Below are 21,817 nucleotides of genomic sequence, written 5' to 3'. Positions count from 1 at the left end.
GATTTGCTGGTCGTCTGGCGCTAGGCCAGGCGGAACTCCAGGTCGATGTCCCAGTTGCCGGGGTCGGGCTCCACCCGCGGATCGGTCCGGTAGAGCTCCAGGCGGCAGCCCCAGTGTTCGGCACCGTCCTTCTCGGACAGGTCCCACGCCAGGTCCCGCTCCGCCGCCCACTTCAGCAGCGCCTCGACGACGCCGACGAGCTGGTCGGGGTGGCCGTGGTGGGTCACGGTCGCGTAGCGCCCGGCGGGCAGGTGGGCGGCGAAGATGTCGCCCTCGCCCGTCACCGGCTCCGCGACCGGCACGCCGGCCTCGACCACCAGCCGGTCGGCCGTCATGTCGATGCTGTCGTAACGGAGAAAGGGCGCTCCGGCCGGGGCGATCCCGCGCTGGGCGAGCCAGCCGACCAGCTCGCCGATGCGGTCGGCGACCTCGCTGAAGGTCGTCATGGTGATGGTCCTGCGCACCCCTACGTACGGGCGGTCGGGGTGTTCCACGATGGTGGGCATGGTCGTCCTCCTTCACTCACCTGTACGAAGCAGCTGCCCAGAACTCGTCGGCAGGCCGAAGAACGGGAACAACCGGGTGTCCAGGTAGGTCGTCGTCCCGGTGACGAAACCCCGCTCGACCTCGAGCACCACCAGGGCGAACGGCTCCCCTCGTACGTACTGGCCGAAGGCGGGCGAGCCGTTGGCCCGGACCGGGACCAGCCGGGAGCCACCACAGGGCGCGTCGGCGCCGAGCATGGCCTTGCGGATCTCCTCGCGCCCACGCAGCCACCACGCGAACGGCGGCATCGACATCGTCGCGTCCTCGTGCAGCAACGAGACGAGCGCGTCGACGTCGTAGCGTTCGAACGCGTCCACGTAGCGGGCCAGCAACCGCTCGTCCACCTCCTGCCGCGGCTCCGGAGAGGCGGGCAGAGCGGCCCTGGCCCGCTGCAACGCGCTGTTGACCGCGGCGACGCTGCCGCCGAGCAGCCCGGCCACCTCGGCCGCGCTCCAGCGCAGCACGTCGCGCAGGATCAGGACGGCCCGCTGACGAGGCGGCAGGCACTGCAGCGCGGCGACGAACGCCAGCCGTACCGTCTCCTTCGCGACGGCGAGCTCGGCGGGGTCGGCGGGCAGCACCCGGCCGTCGGGCACCGGCTGGACCCACCTGTGGTCCAGCAGCGGCGCGCCGAGGTCGGCGCCGGGTGACGAGGCGGGACCGAGGTCCATCGCCCGCGCCCGGCGCTGGGTGCCGCGCAGCATGTCGAGGCAGACGTTCGTGGCGATGCGGAACAGCCACGGACGCAGCGGCGCCCGGGCGGGGTCGTAGCCGCCGCGCCAGGCCTTGACCAGCGTCTCCTGCACGGCGTCCTCGGCCTCGAACCCGGAGCCGAGCATCCGGTAGCAGTAGCCGGTCAGCTCGGTCCGGTGCGCCTCCAGCTCGGTGGCGTCCACTAGGCCGGGACCACCTCGATCTGGAGCTCGGTCACCCACTCGTCGAGGTCGTCCGGGCAGTGCAGGGAGATCTCCCTGGCCAGGGCGACCGACCGGTAGCCGTTCTCCTCGATCCAGTGGGCCAGCGTCTGGAACGTCGTCCCGACCCCGTCCATGGAGCCGTGGTGGATGATCGTGGCCGCGGTCTCGATGCCGGGCAGCACGACCACCTCGAAGTCCTGGTCGTCGTGCGGGCCGGCGGAGACGGGGAACGCGGTGTGCACGCGCACGGCGCCGTCGTCCTCCGGGACGTAGTAGGCGAGGCCGGGTCCTGTGATCGGCACGCCGGCGGACTCCAGCCGCGCGCAGATCTCGGCGAAGAGCGGCTTGATGACCGGGCCGATGTCCTCGGGCTCGTAACTCGCCGCGGTGGCGCTGAGCTGGGCGACCGTGATCGGGTCAAGCTTCTTGACCATGACTTCCTCGTGGTGCATGTATCCCTCTGTCTCGATGGTGCGGAGTCTCGCCTCGACCACGCGCAACCTGGCCAGGTCGGCGCTGATCTGCGCTTCCAGCTGGGCGCGGCGCAGCCGTACCATCCCGTGGAGCTCTGCCGCGGTCACCTTGTCGTCGAGGATCGTCCGGACCTGCTCCAGCGTGAAGCCGAGGTTCTTGATCGCGACGATGCGGTTGAGCCGGGACAGCTGCGCGGCCTGGTAGGAGCGGTACCCCGTGGCGGGGTCCACGTGCGCGGGTCGCAACAGCCCGATCGCGTCGTAGTGGCGCAGCATGCGCACCGACACGAGCCCGAGCCTGGCGAAATCTCCGATGCTGAACATGACCTCTCCAGGTGTACGGGCTCACACGGTGTCAGGGTCAACACTAGGCAGGTTTCCTTTGATGGGTTATGTTCCCTTCATGGCGACCGAACGTTCGGTAGGTCCGGCTTTGAAGGGCTACCTCACTGACCGCGACGCCGACGCGCGCGTGCGGATCAGGACGGCCGCCGTGCTGCTGTTCGCGCGCCAGGGCTATGCCGCGACGACCATCAGGGACCTCGCGCGGGCCATCAACATGACCAACGCCGGGATCTACCACCACGTGTCGAGCAAGGAGGCCCTTCTCGCCGACCTGATGCGGGCCGGGCACCGCGGGCTGATCGACTCGACCGACCGGATGCTGGACGGCGCGCGGCGGCCGGTGGACCGGCTCGCCCTGCTGATCAGCTCACTGACCGCCATCCACGCCCTGAATCCGATGCTCACCCGGGTGATGGACGGCGAACTCCGCTCCCTCACCCCCGGATCGACCGCCCACGACGAGATCATCGCGCTGCGCGACGCCTACGAGGATCACTGGCGACGCGCCCTCGACGACGGGGTATCGGCGGGCGCCTTCCGCGTCACCGACCGGAGGCTGACCCGCCTCGCCCTGATGTCCATGTGCACCGGCACCAGCGAGTGGTATCGCCCCGACGGCGACTCCACGCTGGAGCAGGTGTGCGCCGAATTCGTGGCGATCGGCCTGGCCGCGGTCCGCGCGCCCGCCCAGGCGGTCGCTACGTGCGACTTCTCCCTGCTGCCGGCCTTTCCGTGGGAGCCGCCGAATGTCTGACACGATCCCCGACTTACTCAAGTACGCCGCCAGAACGTACGGGCACCGCGAGTTCCTCCGCTTCCCGAACACGTCGCTGAGCTTCGCCGAGGCCGACGAGCGGAGCGGCCGGCTGGCCGGGGCGCTGGCCGCCAGGGGCGTGCGGCCGGGCGACCGGGTGGCCGTCATGATGGAGAACGTCCACGAATGGCCGCTGAGCTGGCTGGCCATCCTCAAGGCCGGAGCGGTCACGGTGCCGGTGAATGCCCGCTATCGCGCGGCCGACCTGGAGCACGTGCTGCGCGACTCAGGGGCCGTGGCCACCCTGACCACCTCCGAGCACGCCGCCCACATCCCGGGCACGGTCTACGACGTGCGGGACCTCGCCGCCGGCCGGTGGAGTCCGCCCGAAATTTCCACCGAACCGCACGATGTAGCGAATTTTCAGTACACGTCGGGGACCACGGGATTCCCCAAAGCGTGCATGCTCACCCACGACTACTGGCTCAGAACCGCCCGGATCGTCGCCGACCAGATCAGACTCCGCGACGACGACGTCATGCTGATCGCCCAGGCCTACTCCTACATGGACCCGCAGTGGACCATGCTCCTCTGCCTGCTCGGTGGCATCCCCCAGGTCGTGCTCCCCCGCTTCTCCGCCTCGGGCTTCTGGCCGTCGGTCCGCGAGCACGGCGCGACCCTGACCTACGTGCTGGGGACGATGCCGATGCTGATGTTCAAGCAGCCGCCGCACCCCCTGGACCGCGACAACCGGATGCGGCTCGTGCTCTGCTCCGGTATCGCCCTCGACCTGCACGCCACCTTCGAGGAACGCTGGGGCGCGCCCTGGCGCGAGCTCTACGGCTCCACCGAGTCCGGCGCCGACCTGCTGGTCGCCCCGGAGGCCGCCGAAACGGTCGGCACCGGCGCCATGGGCCTGCCACCCGCCGGCAAGGAGGTCATGATCGCCCGGCCGGGCAGCGTCCCGCCCGAAGAGGTCCCCGACGGGCGGCAGGGCGAGATCGTGGTGCGGGGCACACCGATGATGAAGGGCTACTGGAACCATCCCGAGGCCACCGCCCAGGCCTTCCAGGGTGGCTGGTACCACACCGGTGACCTGGGCTTCCGCGACGACGACGGCTACATCCACCACTCGGGGCGGATCAAGGACATGGTCCGCAGGGGCGGCGAGAACATCTCCTGCGCCGAGGTGGAGCGGGTGCTCGGCCAGCATCCAGCGGTGCTGTCCGCCGCCCTGGTGCCCATCCCCGACGAGCTCTTCGGCGAGTTGCCGAAGGCCTTCATCCAGCTTCGCCCCGGTCACGCCGCCGACCGTGACACGGCCATGAGCGTGATCCGCCTGGCCCGGGAACGCCTGGCCAGATTCAAGATCCCGGCGTACGTCGAGTTCGTCGACGAGTTCTCGCTGACGCCGTCGGCCCGCATCGAGAAGCGCCACCTGCTGCATCCCGTACGCGACCAGCGCGCCGGAGCCATCGCCGTGGAACAGGAGACCCAATGATCGACGTGACCGTACGCGACGAGGTGGCCGTGATCACCCTGCGGCGGCCGGACAAACTCAACGCCCTCACCGCCGACATGCGCAGGCGGCTCGCCGCCGCCGTCCGCGACCACGGGGACGGCACGGCGGCCAGGGGCATCGTCGTCACCGGCACCGGGCGGGCGTTCTCGGCCGGCGAGGACATCCACGAGGCCGCCGGACAGTCGCTGCTCGACGAGGTCGAGCTCTTCCACGACCTGACCAGGGCGGTGCTCGAAACCCAGGTGCCGGTCGTCGGGGCGGTCAACGGCCTGGCCGTGGGCGGCGCGGCCGAGTGGACGCTCTGCTTCGACTCCCGCATCGGGACACCGTCGGCCGAGTACTTCCTGCCGGAGAACCACATCGGGCTGTCGGTCTCCAACGCCTCCAGCCAACTGCTGCGCAGGCTGGTGGGCGGCCGGGCACTGCGGCTCGTGCTCGACTCGGCCCGGCTGAGCGCGGCCGAGGCGCTGTCGGCCGGGCTCCTGGACGAGATCGTCGAGCCGGACGCGCTTGTGGCGACCGCGATCGGGCTCGTCCACCGGTGGACGCTGCCCGGCACGGCCACCGCGGTCCATCTGAAACTGCTCCGGCCGTCACTGGAGGAGGTCGAACGGGCCTTCGCGGCCGAGACGGAGGCGGCCAGGCAGGTGGAGGAGGCCGGGATCGCCCAGGCGGGCATGGATCGCTTCATCAACCGGCGGACGGCCTGACGGCGGTCACCGCCGCGAGGTCAGGGCACGTCAGGGCACGTCAGGGCACGACGAGCGCGGCGATCACCAGCGCGAGCGCCACGGCGAGGACCACGAACGAGTCGATCGCCCATTTCTCCCGGACCGGCGTGGCCTGCTCTCCGCGCCGGCCGGCCGCCTCGGCGCGCTCGGTGATCTGCTCGCCCAGCCAGTCGGCGTGGGTCTTGCCGGCGAACGCCTCGGCCGCGGCCTGCTCGCCCTTGGACAGGGTGGGCTCGGTCGGGAACCTGCCTCGCTGGGGCCGCGCCCCGACCCGGCGCCGCGCCTTGGCCCGCTCTCTGGCCGAACTGGTCGGGGTCCACAGGCGCAGGGTCCGGTCGTCGGCCAGGTGCACGTTGATCGAGTGCGACACGGTCGCGTCCGTCACCGAGGCCCACGGCGCGTACGTGGTGCGCAGCGGGTTGCGGACGACCAGCTCGTCCTCGGCGAGCACGGTGGCGGGCCGCAGCGCGGTCGTGTAGACGATCGTGGTCAGCACCCCGAGCACGGCCAGCGCCACCATCGACGACTTGCCGGTGAAGCGGAGGATCAGGTCGACCGTGTTGAGCGCGACGAACGCCACCCACACCCAGCCGAGGACGAAGGCGAACCGGGACCGGTAAATCTGCTTCACGACTGCCACTTGATCTGCGCGAACCCCGGCTTGATCACCCCGTTGATCAGCGCCAGCCGCTCGTCGAACGGGATGAACGCCGACTTCATCGCGTTGACCGTGAACCACTGCAGGTCGTCCCACCCGTAGCCGAACGCCTCGACCAGCTTGGCGAACTCCAGCGACAGGTCGGTCGAGCTCATCAGCCGGTTGTCGGTGTTGACCGTGACCCGGAAGTAGAGGCGGCGCAGCAGCCCAATGGGGTGGTCGGCGATCGAGGAGGCGGCCCCGGTCTGCAGGTTGGAGGTCGGGCACATCTCCAGCGGGATGCGCTTGTCACGCACGTAGGCGGCCAGCCGGCCCAGCTTGGCGGAGCCGTCGTCGGCCACGGAGATGTCGTCGATGATGCGCACCCCGTGGCCCAGCCGGTCGGCCCCGCACCACTGGATGGCCTGCCAGATCGACGGCAGCCCGAACGCCTCGCCCGCGTGGATCGTGAAGTGCGCGTTCTCCCGCTGGAGGTACTCGAACGCGTCGAGGTGCCGGGTGGGAGGGTAGCCGGCCTCGGCCCCGGCGATGTCGAAGCCCACCACGCCGACGTCGCGGTAGCGCACGGCCAGCTCGGCGATCTCCATCGAGCGCGCCTTGTGCCGCATCGCGGTCAGCAGGGTGCCGACCCGGATGCCGCGCCCCTCGGAGCCCCTGGCGAAGCCCTCCAGCACGGCCTCGACCACCTCGTCGAGGCTGAGCCCGGTCGTGGTGTGCTGCTCGGGCGCGAACCGTACCTCGGCGTAGACGACGCCGTCGGCGGCCAGGTCCTCGGCGCACTCGGCGGCGACCCGCACGAGGCTCTCCCGCGTCTGCATCACGCCGACCGTGTGCTCGAACGTCTCCAGGTAGCGCTCCAGCGACCCGGAGTCGGACGCCTCCTCGAACCAGGTGCGGAGGTTGTCGGGGTCGGTGGTGGGCAGCGCGCCGTAGCCGGTCTCCCGTGCCAGGTCCACGATGGTGCCGGCCCGGAGGCCGCCGTCGAGGTGGTCGTGCAGCAGCACCTTCGGCGCCCGCCGAATCTGGTCAATCGTGGGGCTCATCTCGCCATGATACGAGCCCGCCGCCGCCCCGGGGCTACGCGCGGTTGGCGGTCTCGGGAGTGAAGGCCGGGAGGCAGACGGCGATGTACTCGGCGCCTTCCGGGCCCGCGCTGTAACGGACCTTCTCGCCCGGCTCGGTGACCAGGCTCTGGCCGGCCCCGACCTCGGTGGCGCCGCCGGCGTGTTCGACGATGACCGTGCCGCGCAGGACGACGGTGTATTCGGTGAACGACGGCGTCTGGGCGGGCTCCTCCCAGCCGGGCGGCGCGACCATGTGGGCGATGGAGACCGCCTCGTCGCCACTGTTGACGCGGCCGACGTGCTCGTCGATGACCTTGCCGCCTGGCACCGGAATCCGGGTGGGCCCCTCGATCTTTCTCACCCGGTCAGTGTGCCACGTCGATGACCAGGCGGTCGGGGCCGGTGTATTCGCGGATCCGGAACGGCCTGCGCTCGGTGGCGAGCAGCGCGATGCCGACCCGGCCCTCGAAGTCACCGGTCTTGACCACGTCCTTGATGGTCGTCAGGGAGGCCGGCACCGGGCCGCCCGTCCAGGTGGGGACGCCCTGCCCGGTGTGGGCGTCGGCGGGGGTCAGCACGAGGTGGAGGCAGGCGCGGCCATGGAGGTCGACGGGGTCGCCCGAGCCCTCCTGTAGCACCTTGTTCACCCAGCGGGCGGTGTAGCCGGGGGTCCCGTCCCGGAAGTCGATCACGACGCGGTCGAACGTGTCGTGGTGGCCGTAGCGGACTCCCGTCAGCAGGGCGGGCTCGCGGCCGTCACGCGGGACCTCCACGGCCGCGGTGCTCGTGGGAGCGGGGACCTGTCCGGCCGTCTCCCTGGCCGTCTCCCCGGGCGTCCGCGGCGCGGGGGTGCCGGGTGCCGAGCTCGTCGTGCCGGTGTCCGGCGTACCGGTGACCTGCGCAGCGCCGTTCTGTACGCCGCAGGCGGCCTGTGTCAGGCAGCAGATCAGCACGGCGACGCGAAGCGGCCACGCCCTGCCCGGCCTGGAGGCGGGTGTCGGAGTCATGCCTGGTTGATGCCCGGCGGGCGATCGGGTGAAGCGGCGATAGATCAACGTGTGCCGCGGGCTTCCACTCCGGGTGTGCGGCGGCCCGCGCATTCCGGCGATCACGGTCGAGCTCACCGGTGCCATACGAGACCTGGAATTACATGCAGCGGCATTTAATGTATTCACATTAGATGCCATTGCATGAACTTTTGGGAGGTGGTAATCTCCGGCCATGGACGAGGAGGTTGTGGTCGGGACCTGGCAGTACGTCCTGTCCACGCATGCGAAGGCGATGTGCGGGCTCGAACGCGCGCTCGGCGAGCGGCACGGGCTCGGCCCCAGTGAGTTCGAGGTGCTCGACCGCATCGTCCGCCACGACCGGCAGCTACGGCTGCAGGAGCTCTGCGACGGGGTGCACCTGAGCCAGAGCGCCCTGTCGCGCGTGGTGGCCCGGCTGGAGAAGGCCGGTCTCGTCGTCCGCCACGTCTGCGACTCCGACCGGCGCGGCGTCTTCGTCTCCATCACCGACGCCGGTCGCGTCCGCCACCACGAGGCCCTGCCGACGCACCGCGCCGTGCTCGCCGAGGTGTTCGGCGACACCCCCGCACGCCTCTAGAGACCGCGACGGTGTTCCGGCCCCGCCGTTCGGCCGGCTCAGCCGTTCGGGCCGGCTCAGCAGTGCTTGCTCAGCGACATGCGCTTGACCAGGTCGAACAAGTCGGGGTCGAATCGCCCCTTGGCGATCCAGCGATAGGTCCGGCGATCGTGCAGGTTCTTGACGAACTTGGTGCTGGTGCTCCCGTACACGCGTATGTCGCCCAGCAGGGCGCCGGCGCCGTCCTTCAGGTGCGCCCACATCAGCCAGGCGTCCTCGTCGCCGAGACTGGAGACCGTGGCGTCCAGACGCGCCGTCCCGTTGGAATACAGCGTCCAGGTCGCGCCGGGCTCGATCGTGCAGTAACCCGCCGACAGGGGGCCACGCCAGATGAACCTCTTCTGTTCGAGTGCGGACGCGCCGGCCGTCGCAGTGGCGGGAAGTGCCAGCGCCAGGGCGGCCACGAGCACGCTCGCGGCCTTACGGATGCCTCTCACGAAATTCTCCTCGAAGACTTGGCTTGAGGTCGGGGAGGTGGGGCTCCTGGTGTACGTGGAGCGCACCACGAGGTGAGCGCGGCGATCAGCCGCACTCTTTGTAGTCTCACTCTAAAGTGGTACTTCAAACAGGTGATGACGTCAAGAGCCCGAAGCGGCGCTCGGCACAGCCCAGAAGCCGGAGGACGGACATCCGCGCCCTGTTTCCTCAGCTGTGCCTTGCTCTCGACCGGCTAGGCGGTGACGCGGTCGATGACGAGGGGCAGGAGCTCCTGGCCGGTCGGGCCGACCTCGTAGCCGCCCTCCAGCGCGGCCAGCGCACGCTCGAACCTGGCCGTCTCGTCGGCGTGCAGCGTCATCAGCGGCTGCCCCTCACGCACCAGGTCACCCGGCTTGGCGTGCAACGTGATGCCCGCGCCGAACGAGACCGGGTCCTCCTTGCGGGCACGGCCCGCCCCCAGCCGCCAGGCCGCCAGGCCCACGGCGTAGGCGTCGAGCCGGCCGAGCACCCCGGACGACGGCGCCTCGACCGTCATGGTCTCGGCCGCCCGGGGCAGGACCGCGTCGGGATCGCCGCCCTGGGCGCCGATCATGCGGCGCCAGCTGTCCATGGCCGAGCCGTCCCTGAGGGCGTCGGCGGGGTCCTTGCCGGAGATCCCGGCCGCCTCCAGCATCTCGCGCGCCAGCCGTACGGTCAGGTCGACCACGTCGGACGGGCCGCCGCCGGCCAGGACCTCGACCGACTCCTCGACCTCCAGGGCGTTGCCCACGGCCCGGCCGAGCGGCCGGTCCATCGCGGTGAGCAACGCGACCGTGCGCACGCCCGCGTCGGTGCCGAGCGCGACCATGGTCTCGGCCAGCTCGCGGGCCCGCTCCACGGTCTTCATGAAGGCCCCGGAGCCGACCTTGACGTCGAGCACCAGCGAGCCGGTGCCCTCAGCGATCTTCTTCGACATGATGGACGAGGCGATCAGCGGGATCGACTCGACCGTGCCGGTCACGTCGCGCAGCGCGTACAGCTTCTTGTCGGCGGGCGCGAGGCCCGAGCCGGCCGCGCAGACGACCGCGCCGGCCGAGCGGAGCACCGCCAGCATCTCGTCGTTGGACAGCGAGGCCCGCCAGCCGGGGATCGACTCCAGCTTGTCGAGCGTGCCGCCGGTGTGGCCGAGGCCGCGACCCGACAACTGCGGCACGTACGCGCCGCAGGCGGCCACCAGCGGCGCGAGCGGCAGCGTGATCTTGTCACCGACACCGCCCGTGGAGTGCTTGTCGGCCGTGGGCCGGTCGAGCGCGGACCAGTCCATGCGCTCGCCCGAGCGGATCATCGCCTGGGTCCAGCCGGCAATCTCGCGCCGGTTCATGCCGTTGAGCAGGATCGCCATGGCCAGGGCGGACATCTGCTCGTCGGCGACCTCGCCGCGCGTGTAGGCGTCGATCACCCAGTCGATCTGGGCGGCCGTCAGCTCGTGACCGTCGCGCTTGGCGACGATGACCTCGATGACGTCCATCAGGTGGTCTTGGACAGGTCATCGGGGCCGAACGCGTAGGGCAGGATCTCGGTCATCCGCCTGGGCCCGTCGACGGTCTCGACCAGCAGGTCGTCTCCGCCGAACTCGAAGAGCAGCTGGCGGCAGCGCCCGCACGGCATCAGCAGCTCGCCGTGGCCGTCGACGCAGGTGAAGGCCACCAGCCGGCCGCCGCCGGACGCCTGGAGCGCGGAGACGAGGCCGCACTCGGCGCACAGGCCCAGCCCGTAGGAGGCGTTCTCGACGTTGCAGCCGGTGACGATCCGGCCGTCGTCCACCAGGGCGGCGGCGCCGACGGGGAACTTGGAGTAGGGGGCGTAGGCGTGGTGCATGGCCTCGGCGGCCGCCACCCGCAGGGCGTCCCAGTCGATGCTCATCAGTGTTGTTCCCCCCTGCGATAGCGCACGCCGTCGGCCTTGGGCATCCGCAGTCGCTGCGAAGCCACCAGCAGCACGAGCAGCGTGAGCACGTGTGGCGTGACGTAGACGAATTCGTCCGGCAGCTTGTCCACGGTCAGCCAGAGCCAGATCAGCACGATCGAGCCGGCGGCGGCCGCGGCCAGGAGAGTGTATTCCCTCGCGCCCCTGGTCACGGCCTCGGCAGGCTGGTCCGAGGACAGCATTCCGCGCAGCTTGACGCCGATGTAGATCACCAGCAGCACCGCCCCGAACAGCAGGAACGAGGTGACGGCGCCCGAGCTGCGCAGTTGCAGGCCGTCGGCGTAACCGAACAGCGCCGCGCCCGCCGCCAGCCCACCAGGGCGCCAGTTGCCGAAGATCATGGCTGCCAGGCCGATGAACCCGCGTCCCGCCGTCTGCCCCTCGACGTACTTCGTGGTGACGAAGACCAGGAACACGCCGCCCAGCCCGGCGAAGGCGCCGGAGATGACGACCGCGACGTACTTGATCAGGGGAACGTTCACGCCCAGCGACTCGGCCGCCCACGGGTTCTCACCGGCCGAGCGGAGCCGTAGCCCGAAGGCCGTGTGCCAGAGCACGAAGAACGTCAGCGGCAGCAGCAGCACGGCCAGGATGACCAGCATGTTCACGTCGTGGGTGAGGCCGCGCAGGATGCCCGCGAGGTCGGAGAGCAGGAACCAGTGGGTTTGCTCCAGGCTGCCGAGCCAGTCCGGCCCCGAGGACAACAGCGGCAGGCTGACCTCCGGCGCCTCCGATTTCAGCGCGGGCGAGGTGGTGATGCCGGCGCCCGCCTCGCCGGCGGCGGAGCCCTCCTTGTAGAACACCTCCGACAGGAAACGGGTGACGCCGGGGCCGAGCAGGTTGATCGCGACGCCGCTGATGATGTGGTCGACGCCGAACGTCACGGTCGCGACGGCGTGGATCAGCCCGCCCAGCGCGCCCGCGATCAGCCCGGCCAGCAGCGCGGCCATGGCTCCCCACTGGTAGCCGGCCCAGCCGGCGAACCAGGTGCCGAGCACCATCATGCCTTCGAGGCCGATGTTGACCACGCCGGCCCGTTCGGCCCACAGGCCGCCGAGACCGGCCAGGCCGATCGGCACCGCCAGCATCAGCGCGGCGGCGAACGTGCCGGAGGAGGTGATGTCGTTCTGCCCGGACACGATTCGCACCAGCGACATCAGCAGGATCAGCAGGGCGACGCCGATGAGCGCCAGGTGGTACTTGCGCACCTTGGTCGATGCGACGGTCGTCATGCTGCCACCTCAACGGGAGTGTTCCTGCCGAGCTGCTGCGCGGCCCGCCGTTCCTCGTGCCGCACCGCGATCCTGCTGGTGATCTCGTTGGCGATGACCACCAGGAGAACGATCGCGCCTTGCATGATCATGATGACCGAGGGGGGCACGCTGGCGAACTGCAGCGGCCCCTGCGCGCGGTCGAGGAAGCCGAAGAGCAGGGCGGCGACCGCGATGCCGGCGGGCTTGTTGCGGCCCAGCAGCGCGACCGCGATGCCCAGGAAGCCCAGGCCGGGAGTGAAGTTGGAGCCGAAGGTGTGCTTGTCGCCGAGGATCTCGGGCAGCCCGATCAGTCCCGCGACCGCGCCGGACAGCACCATCGCCGAGATGACCATCTTCTTCGGGTTGACGCCCGAGGCCAGCGCGGCCGACGGGTTGAGGCCGCTGGCCTTGACGTCGAAGCCGAACCTGGTGCGCTCCAGCAGCACCCAGATGCCCATGCCCAGCAGGATCGCCACCGCCAGGAACCCCCACAGCCCGCCGCCACGGGGCGCGGGCAGCCCGAACAGCTCGAACAGCACGTTGAGGTTGGGGAACCAGGCCGACTCGGGCAGCAGCGGCGTGTTGGTGGTGAGCTGGCCCTCGGTCCGCTGGCCGGTGAAGGGACCACGGACGAGGAAAGCGGCCAGCTGGATCGCGATGAAGTTGAGCATGATCGTGGAGATGACCTCGTTCACCCCCCGCGTCACCTTCATCACGGCCGGGATGAGCGCGTACAGGCCGCCCACTGCCGCGGCCACCACGATGATCACCAGGATCTGGATCGGGGCGGGCGCCACGAACAGCGAGCCGACGTAGGCGGCGCAGACGGCCGCGATCTTGTACTGTCCCTCGACGCCGATGTTGAAGAGGTTCATCCGGAACCCGATGGCCACCGCCAGGCCGGCGATGAACAGCGGCACCGACCGATTGAGCATGGTCGCGATGCCGTTGACCACCGAGCGCTCGGTCTCGCCGAAGTCGAAGAACGCGGCGAACGCCTGCGTCGGGCTGGCGCCCGCCGCCAGGATCGCCACGCTGGAGATGGCGATGGCCACCACGATGGCGGCGACGGCGCCTGCGACGGTCAGCAGCGCCCGGAAGAGCCCTGCGGGCATCACGTCTCCTCAGTGCCGGTGATGGCACCGGTCATGTAGCCGCCAAGCCGCTCGGGCGTGACATCGGAAGGGTCGAGCCGGGCGACGAGCCGCCCCTTGTAGATCACGTGCAGAGTGTCGGACAGGCCGATCAGCTCGTCGAGGTCCGCCGAGATCAGCAGCACGGCCAGGCCGGCGGCCCGGGCGTTGCGCAGGTGGTCCCAGATGGCGGCCTGCGCGCCCACGTCGACGCCCCGGGTGGGGTGGGCGGCGATGAGGAACGTCGGCTCGCTGCTCATCTCGCGGCCGACGATCAGCTTCTGCTGGTTGCCGCCCGACAGGGCCAGGGCCAGGGTGTCGACACTCGGTGTGCGCACGTCGTAGTCCTTGACGATGCGCTCGGTGTCGGCCTTGGAGGCGCGCCGGTTGATCCAGATGCCGCTGCGCGCGGGTGGCCTGGTCTGGTGGCCGAGCACGCGGTTCTCCCAGAGCGACGCCTCCAGCAGCAGCCCCTGGCGGTGACGGTCCTCGGGGATGTAGCCGATGCCCGACTCGCGGCGCTTCAGCGTCGACCAGGACGTGATGTCCTCGCCGCCGAGCGCGATGTCGCCGTGGGCGGGGCGCATGCCCATGATCGCCTCGATCAGCTCGGACTGGCCGTTGCCCTCGACCCCGGCGATGCCGAGGATCTCGCCCCGGTGGATCTCGAACGACACGTCGTCCAGCAGCAGCCGCTTGCCCTCAGCGCGGAGCCGGTCGGCGTAGGCGGAGACCGAGGCGCCCTTCGGGATCGGCCGGTGGCCGTCGGCTTCGATGGTCAGGCCGGACACCTTGAGCATCACGGTGTCGGTCACCGTCGACTCGCGGGTCTCCGGGGTGGGCAGCTCGCTGCCGACCATGAGCTCGGCCAGCTGCCGGGCGGTGACCTCGCGCGGATCGACGCTGGTGACCGTGGTGCCGCGCCGGATCACGGTGATCGCGTCGGCGATGCTCAGCACCTCGTCGAGCTTGTGCGAGATGAAGATGACGGTGAGGCCACCGGCCTTGAGCTCCCGGAGGGTCTCGAAGAGCTCGTCGACCTCCTGCGGCACGAGCACCGCGGTCGGCTCGTCGAGGATCAGGATGCGGGCGCCGCGGTAGAGGACCTTGAGGATCTCCACCCGCTGCCGGTCGCCGACGCCGAGGTCCTCGACCAGTCGGTCGGGGCCGACCTGCAGGCCGTGGCCGGCGGCCAGCTCCTTGACACGCTCGCGGGCCCGGCCCGAGTCGAGCACGAGGCCCTTCGACGGCTCGGCGCCGAGGACGATGTTCTCCAGCACGGTGAAGTTGTCGGCCAGCATGAAGTGCTGGTGAACCATGCCGATCCCGGCCGCGATGGCGTCACTCGGCGTACGGAAGGCGACTTCCTGGCCGTTGACCTTGATGGTGCCCTCGTCCGGCTGCTGCATGCCGTAGAGGATCTTCATCAGGGTGGACTTGCCCGCGCCGTTCTCGCCGACGATCGCGTGCACCGTGCCGGGTTCGACGGTGAGGCAGACGTCGTGGTTGGCGACGACGCCGGGGAAGCGTTTGGTGATGCCCGCCAGCTCCACGGCGGGTCGCGCCGCGGCGAGGGGGTCCGAGCTCATGGGGTCTCTCCTAGACCGGCGGGATAAGACAGAAGGCCCGGAAGCCGTGGTCTCCGGGCCTTCGGTCGAAAGTCCTGCCCTGGTTACGGCTTGGCCGGAACCGTGATCTTGCCGTCGACGATGTCCTTCTTGGCTGCGTCGAGCTTGTCCTTGATGTCGTCGATCTCGCCACCGGTGGTGGCCAGGCCCACGCCGTCGACCTTGAGGTCGTAGATGACGTTGCTGCCGCCCTTGGCGCCGCCCTGGAAGGCCTTGACGTACTCGAACACGCCGACGTCCACGCGCTTGAGCATCGAGGTCATGATGACCGACTGCAGGTCGGTCTCCTTGATGGTCTGGCGCTGGTCGGAGTCGACGCCGATGGCCTTCTTCTTGGCCGCGGCCGCCGCCTGGAAGACGCCGAGGCCGGAGTCGCCGGAGGCGTGGTAGACGACCTCCGCGCCGTCCTGGTACATCTTCTCGGCCACGACCTTGCCCTTGTCGGGGGCCTTGAAGCCGGTGAAGTCGCCGTCAGGGCTGAGATACTTCACGTCGATCTTGGCATCGCTCTTGACCGACTTGACGCCGGCCACGAAGCCCGCCTCGAACTTCTTGATCAGGTCGTTCTCGACGCCGCCGACGAAGCCGACGTGGCCGCTCTCGGCCTTGGTCGCGGCGGCGACGCCCGCCAGGTAGGAGCCCTGCTCCTCGGCGAACAGCAGGCCGGTCACGTTGGCGGCGTTGGAGGCCGAGTCGACGACCGCGAACTGGATCTCCGGGTATTCCTCGGCCGTCTTCTTGATGTCGTCGCCGTAGGCGAAGCCGACGCCGATGATCGGGTTGTAGCCCGCGTCGGCCAGCTGACGGAGCAGCTCACCGCGGTTGGAGCCATCGGACGCCGGGCTCAGCTCCTTGATCTCCGCGCCCAGCTCCGTCTTGGCCTTCTCCAGGCCGGCGTAGGCCGAGTCGTTGAAGGACTTGTCGCCGCGCCCGCCGATGTCGAAGGCCAGGCCGACCTTGAGAGCCCCCTTCGGCGCCTCGCTGGAGGCGTCTCCGCTCGGCTGAGCACTGGTCGTGGGCTCCGCCCCCGTGTTGCCGCCGCAGGCCGCGGCCGCCATGAGCATGGTGCCGGCCATCGCGCCGACGGCCATCCTGCCGAATCGCTTGCTGAGCAAGGCGACTCCTTCCGTCTTCCCCGCCGCCAAACTTCATCGCGGGCGCGAAGAAATGTACGGCAACCCTGCACGGAAGATAGTTGCTTGACCAGGGCAGACCAAACCGGCACACAGGGTCGAAACCGCTCCGTTATCGACATCACTCGTGTCCGTGACCTGAATCCATGGCCGCGTGACACGCGACACATGCGGAAGCTTTGCCCAACTTTGACGTTGGAGGGGCCCTTGCCGTCCGGTCGATCATGGCAGAGATTCCGAGCAAAGGTGGAATTTCCTCTGGAGCTCTCATGCATCCTCGTAAGGTGCTGGCCGTGCCGCTGGTAGCGGTCCTCGCACTGGCCATGACCACGACACCCGCCACAGCGGCCGCGCCGTCGATCAGCGTCGCGGACAACGCCACCCAGCCGGTCTTCTCCCGGGCCGACGCGATCAAGCAGACCGTCTACGTCGAGGTGGAGGGGACCGACAGCGACAGCGACGGCAGGCCCGACCGGGTCGCCGTCGACATCCTGCGCCCCAAGGAGACCGAGCAGGGCCTCAAGGTCCCCGTGATCATGGAGGCCAGCCCCTACTACGCGGGCGGCAACGACGTCGCCAACCACCCGGTGGACGTCGACGCGAACGGCAACCCGCTGCCCAACCTGCGCTCGGCTCCCACGGACAAGCTCGCCGCCGAGCCCTTCGACGGCCCCTTCGACGGCTACTACGACAACTACTTCGTGCCGCGCGGCTACGCGATCGCACTGGTGGAGAACCTCGGCAGCGGCCGGGCCACCGGCTGCCCCACCACCGGCGACCGCAACGAGACCGCCGGCCCGAAGGCCGCCATCGACTGGCTGAACGGCCGCGCCAAGGGCTTCACCCCCGAGGGCGAGCCGGTCTCGGCCACCTGGTCGACCGGCAAGGTCGGGATGATCGGCGTCTCCTACAACGGCACCCTGCCCAACGCGGTCGCCGCGACCGGCGTCAAGGGCCTGGAGACGATCGTGCCGATCGCCGCGATCTCCTCCTGGTACGACTACTACCGGGCCAACGGCGGCGTGCTCGCGCCGGGCGGCTTCCAGGGCGAGGACGCCGACGTACTGGCCAAGTACGTGCTCACCCGGGCCGACGGCCAGCAGGTGTGCGGCCCGGTCGTCGACCACCTCACGGCGGCCCAGGACCGGATCACCGGCGACTACAGCCCGTTCTGGGACTCCCGCAACTACCTCAACGACGTGCGCAAGGTGAAGGCCAGCGTCTTCCTGGTGCACGGGCTCAACGACTGGAACGTCAAGACCAAGCAGTTCGCCCAGTGGTGGTACGCCATCTCCCAGCGGAACGTCCCGCGCAAGATCTGGCTGCACCAGGGCACCCACATGAACCCCTTCAGCCTCCGTACCGTCGAGTGGCTGCGCCAGCTGCACGGCTGGTTCGACCACTGGCTGTACGGGATCGACAGCGGCATCATGCGTGAGCCGCAGGCCGACGTCGAGACCGGCCCCGGCGAGTGGGGCCGGTACCGTTCCTGGCCGGTGCCCGGCGCCACCCCGGTCCGCCTGCGGCCGGCCGCGGGCGCGAAGCTCGGCCTGCTCCCCCGTCCGCACGGCGCCAAGGAGACCTTCACCGACCAGAAGGCGCGCACGGCCGAGGATCTGGTGCAGTCCTTCCCCGCCGCCGACCCCAACCGTCTGGCCTACGTCACCTCCGAACTACCGGCGGACGTCCGGATCTCGGGCACGCCCACGGTGTCGGTCCGGGCCTCGATGGCGGACGGCTCGTCGCCGTACCTGACGGCGCTGCTCGTCGACTACGGCACGGACGTCCGGGCGAACGGCACGCTCGTCCCCACCGGCGAGACGCTCTGCTACGGCGAGGGCGTGCCGGGTGACACGGGCTGCACCGCGCTGCGCCGGCTGGGCACCGCCACGACCCCGTACAAGATCGTCACCAGGGGTTGGCTGGACGTCCGCAACCGGAACCGCGCGGACCGGACCGAGCCCGTACGCCCCGGCCGCGAGTATTCCTTCGACTGGGACCTGCAGCCGACGGACTACGTGTTCAAGAAGGGACACCAACTGGGCCTGGTGATCATCTCCACGGACCGCGACTACACGCTGCGCTATCCGGAGGGGACCAGGATCACCCTCTCACCGTCGCGCTCGTCACTCACTCTGCCCGTGGCGGTCGGCAAGCTGACCTGACCAGCGAGCCGCCCTGGCCCGGAGTCCGGGCCAGGGCGGCGCTCAGCCCGGAGTGGCCGTGGCGCCGGCCCGGAGTGGTGCCGGCGTCAGGCCCGAGTGGTGGTGGCGTCAGGCCGGAGTGGTGACCGACTCTTCGGTGACCGTGACCGGCCGTGACTCCCACAGGGCGGTGAGCGCGGTGGCGGCCATGAGGCGGACGCCCATGCCGATCGCGTCCTCGTCCACGTCGAAGGTGCCCTGGTGGATGTCGTGCGTGAGCCCGCCCGGCGACCGGGTGCCGAGCCGGGCGAAGGCGCCGGGGATCGACTCGAGGTACCAGGCGAAGTCCTCGCCGCCCAGCGACTGCTGGGTGGCGACGACCGACCCGGTGCCCAGCGCGCGCTGGGCCGCCTCGGCCAGCATCTCGATGCTCATCTCGTCGTTGACCACCGGCGGCACGCCCCGGGTGTATTCCATCGTGGCCTCGACGCCGTAGGCGCCGGCGACGGAGTCGAGGAGGGCCTTGATGAGGTCGGGCGCGGCGTGCCAGGCGTTCTCGTCGAGGCAGCGGACGGTGCCCTCGGCCACGCCGTCGTCGGGGATCGCGTTGGCCGCCGAACCGGCCACGACCTTGCCCCAGACCAGGCTGAGCGAGCTGCGCGGGTCGACGCGGCGGGACAGGGCGGCGGGCAGCTCGGTGAGGATCTTGGCGAGGGCGAAGACGAGGTCGGCCGTCAGGTGCGGCCGCGCGGTGTGACCGCCGGGGCCCGACACCCTGATGACCAGCTTGTCGCAGGCCGAGGTGATGGGACCGGCCTTGAGCCCGATCTGGCCGACGTCGACGCGCGGGTCGCAGTGCAGGCCGAAGATGCGGTCGACGCCGCTGATGCCGCCGTGGGCCATGACCTCGAGCGCGCCGCCGGGCAGCTCCTCGGCGGGCTGGAAGATGAGCCGGACCCGGCCGGGCAGCAGGCCGGCCGCGGCCTGCTGGGCGAGGAAGATCGAGGTGCCGAGCAGGATGGCGGTGTGCACGTCGTGCCCGCACGCGTGGCAGGCGCCGGGGGCGGTCGAGCGGTAGGACACGTCCTTCTCGTCCGCGAGGGCCAGCGCGTCGATGTCGGCGCGGAGCGCGATGGTGGGGCCGTCGCCGCTGCCCACGTCGCAGATGACTCCACTGCCTCTCGGCAGCACGGACGGCACCAGACCGGCGGCGGTCAGCCGCTCGGCGATCCGCTGCGTCGTCCGATATTCGGCGAAGGCCAGCTCAGGATGCATGTGCAGGTCGCGCCGGAACGCCACCAGCTCCCGCTCGTGCTCCGCCAGGAACGCGTCGAGTTCCCCCCGCAGCTCACGCCCCTGCATCAGTCACCGTCCCGTCACGTGCCGTGCGACGGCCTCTACCCACCGTCACGCGGCTCATAGCAACAAATATCGTTTTTTGTCCGTCGGTGGTCTCACTTGTGGCGGCTGTCCGATCAGGGCAGCAGCCGATGAAATCGAACCCTCATCCCTGGGATCCGGTGTCAGGGATCGTCAACACGGGTCGCGGGCCTCGGCCCCCAGTGTGTGGGAGAGCCGCCGCAGCCTGGACCCTGCTGGCGGTGAGCCATGAGCCCGATGGCGATGCTTCGACTTTATCGCTCTCGCGAGGTGCTTCGCCGACAACTACACCAAAAGTTAGCCGACGGCATGCCCGTAACCATGGGCCGTCACGCTGAGTGAGCACAGAGTTGATCAGGAAATAGTCATAAGGGATCATTAGCAGGTGACCCGATGAGCCCACTTCCAAACGTGCTCCACGATTCCGAATCCTGTCACCTTCCGACATGGTCATCACACTGCGGCGATGGCTGTTTCTGAGAAGAATGCGTGTTTCACTCGCATTATGATCACTAAAATCCCGTTCGGGGAGAAGTATGCACAGTTGAGCATCTTCGAGCCGAGCGAGGGGACCCTGGTGGTCGTGCCCTCGCTCTCTCTGCCGCAGGACGAGTTGCGCCGCATCACCGGAGCCAGGTGGTACGAGGAGCGTCTCCTCTTCCTCCTGCTCACGCTCCGCGAGCCCAGGGTCAAGGTGGTCTACCTCTCCTCCGCGCCCATCGATCCGGACATCGTCGACTACTACTTCGGCTTCCTGCCCGACCCGGCCGACGCCGCCGCCCGGCTGACGTTGATCAGCCTCGACGACCCCACCTCCCAGCCGCTGACCAGAACGCTGCTCTCCCGCCCCGACGCGATCGAGCGGGTGCGCGCGGCCATCGACGGCGACGCCTGGATCGTGCCGTTCGTGCTCAGCACCCTGGAGGAGGAGCTCGCCTCGTCACTCAACGTCCCCATCTACGGTCCGGCCACGTCGCTCGCCTACTACGGCTCCAAGAGCGGCTCACGCGAGGTCGGGCTGGAGGCCGGCGTGCCGATGGCCAGAGGGTTCGGCGACGTGCGCACGGTGGCCGCGATCGAGGACGCCCTGGAGTCGCTCCCCGGCGACCGGGTCATGGTCAAGCTGAACGACGGCTACTCGGGCCTGGGCAACGCCATCGTCAGCAAGAGCGACCGGCAGGGCACCAGCTTCTCGGCCGCGGGCGAGACCTGGGAGAGCTTCACCGCCAAGATCGCCGAGCGGGGCGGCGTGGTCGAGGAGTTCATCGAGCACCGGCCGCTCTACTATCCGAGCGCGCTGGCCCGGATCACGCCGGGAGGCCACCACGACGTGGTCGCCACGCACGACCAGGTGCTCGGCGGCGTCAACAACGACGTCTACCAGGGCTGCACGTTTCCGGCGGCTCCCGAGTACCGGGCCGAGGTCGGCGACTCGGCCGACCGGATCGCGCGGATCCTGGCGGAGCGGGGCGTGGTGGGGCTGTTCGGGATGGACTTCTTCGCGATGAAGACCGACGCGGGTTACGCCGCGTTGCTCTGCGAGATCAACCTGCGCATCGGCGGCACCACCCACCCCTTCGGGGCCGCGTTGCTGACGACCGGCGCCTCCTACGACCCGGACACCGGCCTGCTGATGGTCGGCGACCAGCCGAAGTACTACACCGCGACCGACAACTGCGCCGCCGCCTGCCTGCGGGGACGCACTCCCGGCGAGGTCGTGCGGATGGCGGAGCGGCTCGGGCTCGGGTTCGACCCGGCCGGCCGCACCGGCAACGTCTTCCACCTCCTGGGAGCCATCCCCGAGCACGGCAAGCTGGGGTTCACCTCCATCGGCGACTCCCGCGAGGAGGCCGACGAGCTGCACCGGATCACTCGCCGCGCGCTCTGCGGAGACCCCTCCACCCGATGACGCCGAGCACCACCCCCAGCACGACGTTGACCACGATCAGGATGCCGTGCACCACATAGAAGCCGGTCTCATGGCCGTCTGCCAGGTTAAACCCAAGATTGATCCACTCGAAGATCATGAAAACGCCGAGAACGATGAGGAATCCGGCGATCTTTCGCGACATAACCATCTCTCTTGTAT

22 protein-coding genes are annotated in these 21,817 nt (G+C 69.9%); 6 read left to right on the top strand and 16 right to left on the bottom strand.

Features of this window, described 5'->3' with window-relative positions:
* Positions 1–20: 20 nt before the first annotated feature.
* Genes AC5L3X_RS19020 through AC5L3X_RS19010 form a run of 3 tightly spaced genes read right to left on the bottom strand, consistent with a single transcriptional unit; the run spans position 21 to position 2,260 of the window.
* Positions 21–506 carry a GyrI-like domain-containing protein gene (locus tag AC5L3X_RS19020; RefSeq protein WP_494858442.1) on the bottom strand — a complete coding sequence of 162 codons (486 nt, stop codon included), beginning with the start codon at positions 504–506 and terminating at the stop codon, positions 21–23.
* Positions 507–518: 12 nt separating this feature from the next.
* Entirely contained in the window at positions 519–1,442 is a 924-nt protein-coding gene (locus tag AC5L3X_RS19015) for a sigma-70 family RNA polymerase sigma factor (RefSeq protein WP_494858440.1), read from the bottom strand.
* Positions 1,442–2,260, bottom strand: coding sequence for a MerR family transcriptional regulator (locus tag AC5L3X_RS19010; protein WP_494858438.1), 819 nt, complete (start codon positions 2,258–2,260; stop codon positions 1,442–1,444). The genes AC5L3X_RS19015 and AC5L3X_RS19010 overlap by 1 nt, the downstream gene beginning before the upstream one ends.
* A gap of 79 nt (positions 2,261–2,339) precedes the next feature.
* On the opposite strand from AC5L3X_RS19010, the gene AC5L3X_RS19005 reads away from it, so the two are divergent.
* The 3 genes from AC5L3X_RS19005 to AC5L3X_RS18995 are packed head-to-tail and all read left to right on the top strand — an operon-like array spanning position 2,340 to position 5,267.
* Positions 2,340–3,035, top strand: a complete 696-nt coding sequence (locus AC5L3X_RS19005) for a TetR/AcrR family transcriptional regulator (protein WP_494858437.1) — start codon at positions 2,340–2,342, stop codon at positions 3,033–3,035.
* Entirely contained in the window at positions 3,028–4,536 is a 1,509-nt protein-coding gene (locus AC5L3X_RS19000) for a class I adenylate-forming enzyme family protein (protein ID WP_494858436.1), read from the top strand. The genes AC5L3X_RS19005 and AC5L3X_RS19000 overlap by 8 nt, the downstream gene beginning before the upstream one ends.
* A complete protein-coding gene (locus tag AC5L3X_RS18995; RefSeq protein WP_494858435.1) occupies positions 4,533–5,267 on the top strand; it encodes an enoyl-CoA hydratase/isomerase family protein in 735 nt (244 codons plus the stop codon). The genes AC5L3X_RS19000 and AC5L3X_RS18995 overlap by 4 nt, the downstream gene beginning before the upstream one ends.
* A gap of 40 nt (positions 5,268–5,307) precedes the next feature.
* On the opposite strand, the gene AC5L3X_RS18990 is transcribed toward AC5L3X_RS18995, so the two are convergent.
* Genes AC5L3X_RS18990 through AC5L3X_RS18975 form a run of 4 tightly spaced genes read right to left on the bottom strand, consistent with a single transcriptional unit; the run spans position 5,308 to position 8,017 of the window.
* The gene (locus tag AC5L3X_RS18990) at positions 5,308–5,919 is read right to left on the bottom strand and encodes a hypothetical protein (protein WP_494858434.1); all 612 of its coding nucleotides are present in this window, start codon (positions 5,917–5,919) and stop codon (positions 5,308–5,310) included.
* The gene (locus AC5L3X_RS18985) at positions 5,916–6,989 is read right to left on the bottom strand and encodes an adenosine deaminase (protein WP_494858432.1); all 1,074 of its coding nucleotides are present in this window, start codon (positions 6,987–6,989) and stop codon (positions 5,916–5,918) included. Before AC5L3X_RS18985 ends, AC5L3X_RS18990 begins: the two co-directional genes overlap by 4 nt.
* Before the next feature lie 34 nt (positions 6,990–7,023).
* Complete coding sequence (locus tag AC5L3X_RS18980) at positions 7,024–7,371, bottom strand: cupin domain-containing protein (RefSeq protein WP_189128895.1); 348 nt, start codon at positions 7,369–7,371, stop codon at positions 7,024–7,026.
* Between the two features lie 4 nt (positions 7,372–7,375).
* Complete coding sequence (locus AC5L3X_RS18975) at positions 7,376–8,017, bottom strand: AMIN-like domain-containing (lipo)protein (RefSeq protein ID WP_494858430.1); 642 nt, start codon at positions 8,015–8,017, stop codon at positions 7,376–7,378.
* A gap of 214 nt (positions 8,018–8,231) precedes the next feature.
* Between AC5L3X_RS18975 and AC5L3X_RS18970 the strand changes: the two genes are divergently transcribed.
* Positions 8,232–8,615, top strand: a complete 384-nt coding sequence (locus tag AC5L3X_RS18970) for a MarR family winged helix-turn-helix transcriptional regulator (protein WP_494858428.1) — start codon at positions 8,232–8,234, stop codon at positions 8,613–8,615.
* Between the two features lie 56 nt (positions 8,616–8,671).
* On the opposite strand, the gene AC5L3X_RS18965 is transcribed toward AC5L3X_RS18970, so the two are convergent.
* From AC5L3X_RS18965 to AC5L3X_RS18935, 7 genes are all read right to left on the bottom strand, one after another.
* Positions 8,672–9,091 (bottom strand): DUF6294 family protein, encoded by a 420-nt coding sequence (locus AC5L3X_RS18965; protein WP_189128892.1) that lies wholly within the window; start codon positions 9,089–9,091, stop codon positions 8,672–8,674.
* A gap of 233 nt (positions 9,092–9,324) precedes the next feature.
* Positions 9,325–10,599 carry a thymidine phosphorylase gene (locus AC5L3X_RS18960; protein ID WP_494858427.1) on the bottom strand — a complete coding sequence of 425 codons (1,275 nt, stop codon included), beginning with the start codon at positions 10,597–10,599 and terminating at the stop codon, positions 9,325–9,327.
* Positions 10,599–10,994 (bottom strand): cytidine deaminase, encoded by a 396-nt coding sequence (locus AC5L3X_RS18955; RefSeq protein ID WP_494858425.1) that lies wholly within the window; start codon positions 10,992–10,994, stop codon positions 10,599–10,601. Before AC5L3X_RS18955 ends, AC5L3X_RS18960 begins: the two co-directional genes overlap by 1 nt.
* Positions 10,994–12,289, bottom strand: a complete 1,296-nt coding sequence (locus tag AC5L3X_RS18950; RefSeq protein WP_494858423.1) for an ABC transporter permease — start codon at positions 12,287–12,289, stop codon at positions 10,994–10,996. The genes AC5L3X_RS18955 and AC5L3X_RS18950 overlap by 1 nt, the downstream gene beginning before the upstream one ends.
* Entirely contained in the window at positions 12,286–13,425 is a 1,140-nt protein-coding gene (locus tag AC5L3X_RS18945) for an ABC transporter permease (RefSeq protein ID WP_189128888.1), read from the bottom strand. Before AC5L3X_RS18945 ends, AC5L3X_RS18950 begins: the two co-directional genes overlap by 4 nt.
* Positions 13,425–15,032: an ABC transporter ATP-binding protein gene (locus AC5L3X_RS18940; protein WP_494858422.1), complete on the bottom strand. Its 1,608-nt coding sequence runs from the start codon at positions 15,030–15,032 to the stop codon at positions 13,425–13,427. Before AC5L3X_RS18940 ends, AC5L3X_RS18945 begins: the two co-directional genes overlap by 1 nt.
* An 83-nt stretch (positions 15,033–15,115) precedes the next feature.
* A complete protein-coding gene (locus AC5L3X_RS18935) occupies positions 15,116–16,186 on the bottom strand; it encodes a BMP family lipoprotein (RefSeq protein WP_189128886.1) in 1,071 nt (356 codons plus the stop codon).
* Between the two features lie 287 nt (positions 16,187–16,473).
* Between AC5L3X_RS18935 and AC5L3X_RS18930 the strand changes: the two genes are divergently transcribed.
* Positions 16,474–18,369, top strand: a complete 1,896-nt coding sequence (locus AC5L3X_RS18930) for a Xaa-Pro dipeptidyl-peptidase (protein WP_494858421.1) — start codon at positions 16,474–16,476, stop codon at positions 18,367–18,369.
* Positions 18,370–18,477: 108 nt separating this feature from the next.
* Here AC5L3X_RS18930 and AC5L3X_RS18925 read toward each other — a convergent pair whose 3' ends face one another.
* Positions 18,478–19,710, bottom strand: a complete 1,233-nt coding sequence (locus AC5L3X_RS18925) for an amidohydrolase (protein WP_494858420.1) — start codon at positions 19,708–19,710, stop codon at positions 18,478–18,480.
* Between the two features lie 562 nt (positions 19,711–20,272).
* Between AC5L3X_RS18925 and AC5L3X_RS18920 the strand changes: the two genes are divergently transcribed.
* Positions 20,273–21,637, top strand: coding sequence for a peptide ligase PGM1-related protein (locus AC5L3X_RS18920; protein ID WP_225264060.1), 1,365 nt, complete (start codon positions 20,273–20,275; stop codon positions 21,635–21,637).
* Here the strand turns inward: AC5L3X_RS18920 and AC5L3X_RS18915 are convergent.
* Positions 21,597–21,800, bottom strand: coding sequence for an SCO4848 family membrane protein (locus tag AC5L3X_RS18915; protein WP_225264062.1), 204 nt, complete (start codon positions 21,798–21,800; stop codon positions 21,597–21,599). The genes AC5L3X_RS18920 and AC5L3X_RS18915 overlap by 41 nt on opposite strands.
* Positions 21,801–21,817: the final 17 nt, after the last annotated feature.

The organism is Nonomuraea sp. CX421 (assembly GCF_059358955.1).
Note: the sequence above shows the minus strand (reverse complement) of the source record. Positions and strands in the feature narration are given on the sequence as shown.

Bases quoted from the DNA above. Each gene is read 5' to 3' on its own strand.
- AC5L3X_RS18975 (WP_494858430.1), bottom strand. From the start codon at position 8,017: ATGACTCCGACACCCGCCTCCAGGCCGGGCAGGGCGTGGCCGCTTCGC.
- AC5L3X_RS19020 (WP_494858442.1), bottom strand. From the start codon at position 506: ATGCCCACCATCGTGGAACACCCCGACCGCCCGTACGTAGGGGTGCGC.
- AC5L3X_RS18955 (WP_494858425.1), bottom strand. From the start codon at position 10,994: ATGAGCATCGACTGGGACGCCCTGCGGGTGGCGGCCGCCGAGGCCATG.
- AC5L3X_RS18995 (WP_494858435.1), top strand. From the start codon at position 4,533: ATGATCGACGTGACCGTACGCGACGAGGTGGCCGTGATCACCCTGCGG.
- AC5L3X_RS19005 (WP_494858437.1), top strand. From the start codon at position 2,340: ATGGCGACCGAACGTTCGGTAGGTCCGGCTTTGAAGGGCTACCTCACT.
- AC5L3X_RS18960 (WP_494858427.1), bottom strand. From the start codon at position 10,599: ATGGACGTCATCGAGGTCATCGTCGCCAAGCGCGACGGTCACGAGCTG.
- AC5L3X_RS18925 (WP_494858420.1), bottom strand. From the start codon at position 19,710: ATGCAGGGGCGTGAGCTGCGGGGGGAACTCGACGCGTTCCTGGCGGAG.
- AC5L3X_RS19010 (WP_494858438.1), bottom strand. From the start codon at position 2,260: ATGTTCAGCATCGGAGATTTCGCCAGGCTCGGGCTCGTGTCGGTGCGC.
- AC5L3X_RS18945 (WP_189128888.1), bottom strand. From the start codon at position 13,425: ATGCCCGCAGGGCTCTTCCGGGCGCTGCTGACCGTCGCAGGCGCCGTC.
- AC5L3X_RS19000 (WP_494858436.1), top strand. From the start codon at position 3,028: ATGTCTGACACGATCCCCGACTTACTCAAGTACGCCGCCAGAACGTAC.
- AC5L3X_RS18940 (WP_494858422.1), bottom strand. From the start codon at position 15,032: ATGAGCTCGGACCCCCTCGCCGCGGCGCGACCCGCCGTGGAGCTGGCG.
- AC5L3X_RS18950 (WP_494858423.1), bottom strand. From the start codon at position 12,289: ATGACGACCGTCGCATCGACCAAGGTGCGCAAGTACCACCTGGCGCTC.
- AC5L3X_RS18915 (WP_225264062.1), bottom strand. From the start codon at position 21,800: ATGTCGCGAAAGATCGCCGGATTCCTCATCGTTCTCGGCGTTTTCATG.
- AC5L3X_RS18985 (WP_494858432.1), bottom strand. From the start codon at position 6,989: ATGAGCCCCACGATTGACCAGATTCGGCGGGCGCCGAAGGTGCTGCTG.
- AC5L3X_RS18970 (WP_494858428.1), top strand. From the start codon at position 8,232: ATGGACGAGGAGGTTGTGGTCGGGACCTGGCAGTACGTCCTGTCCACG.
- AC5L3X_RS18930 (WP_494858421.1), top strand. From the start codon at position 16,474: ATGCATCCTCGTAAGGTGCTGGCCGTGCCGCTGGTAGCGGTCCTCGCA.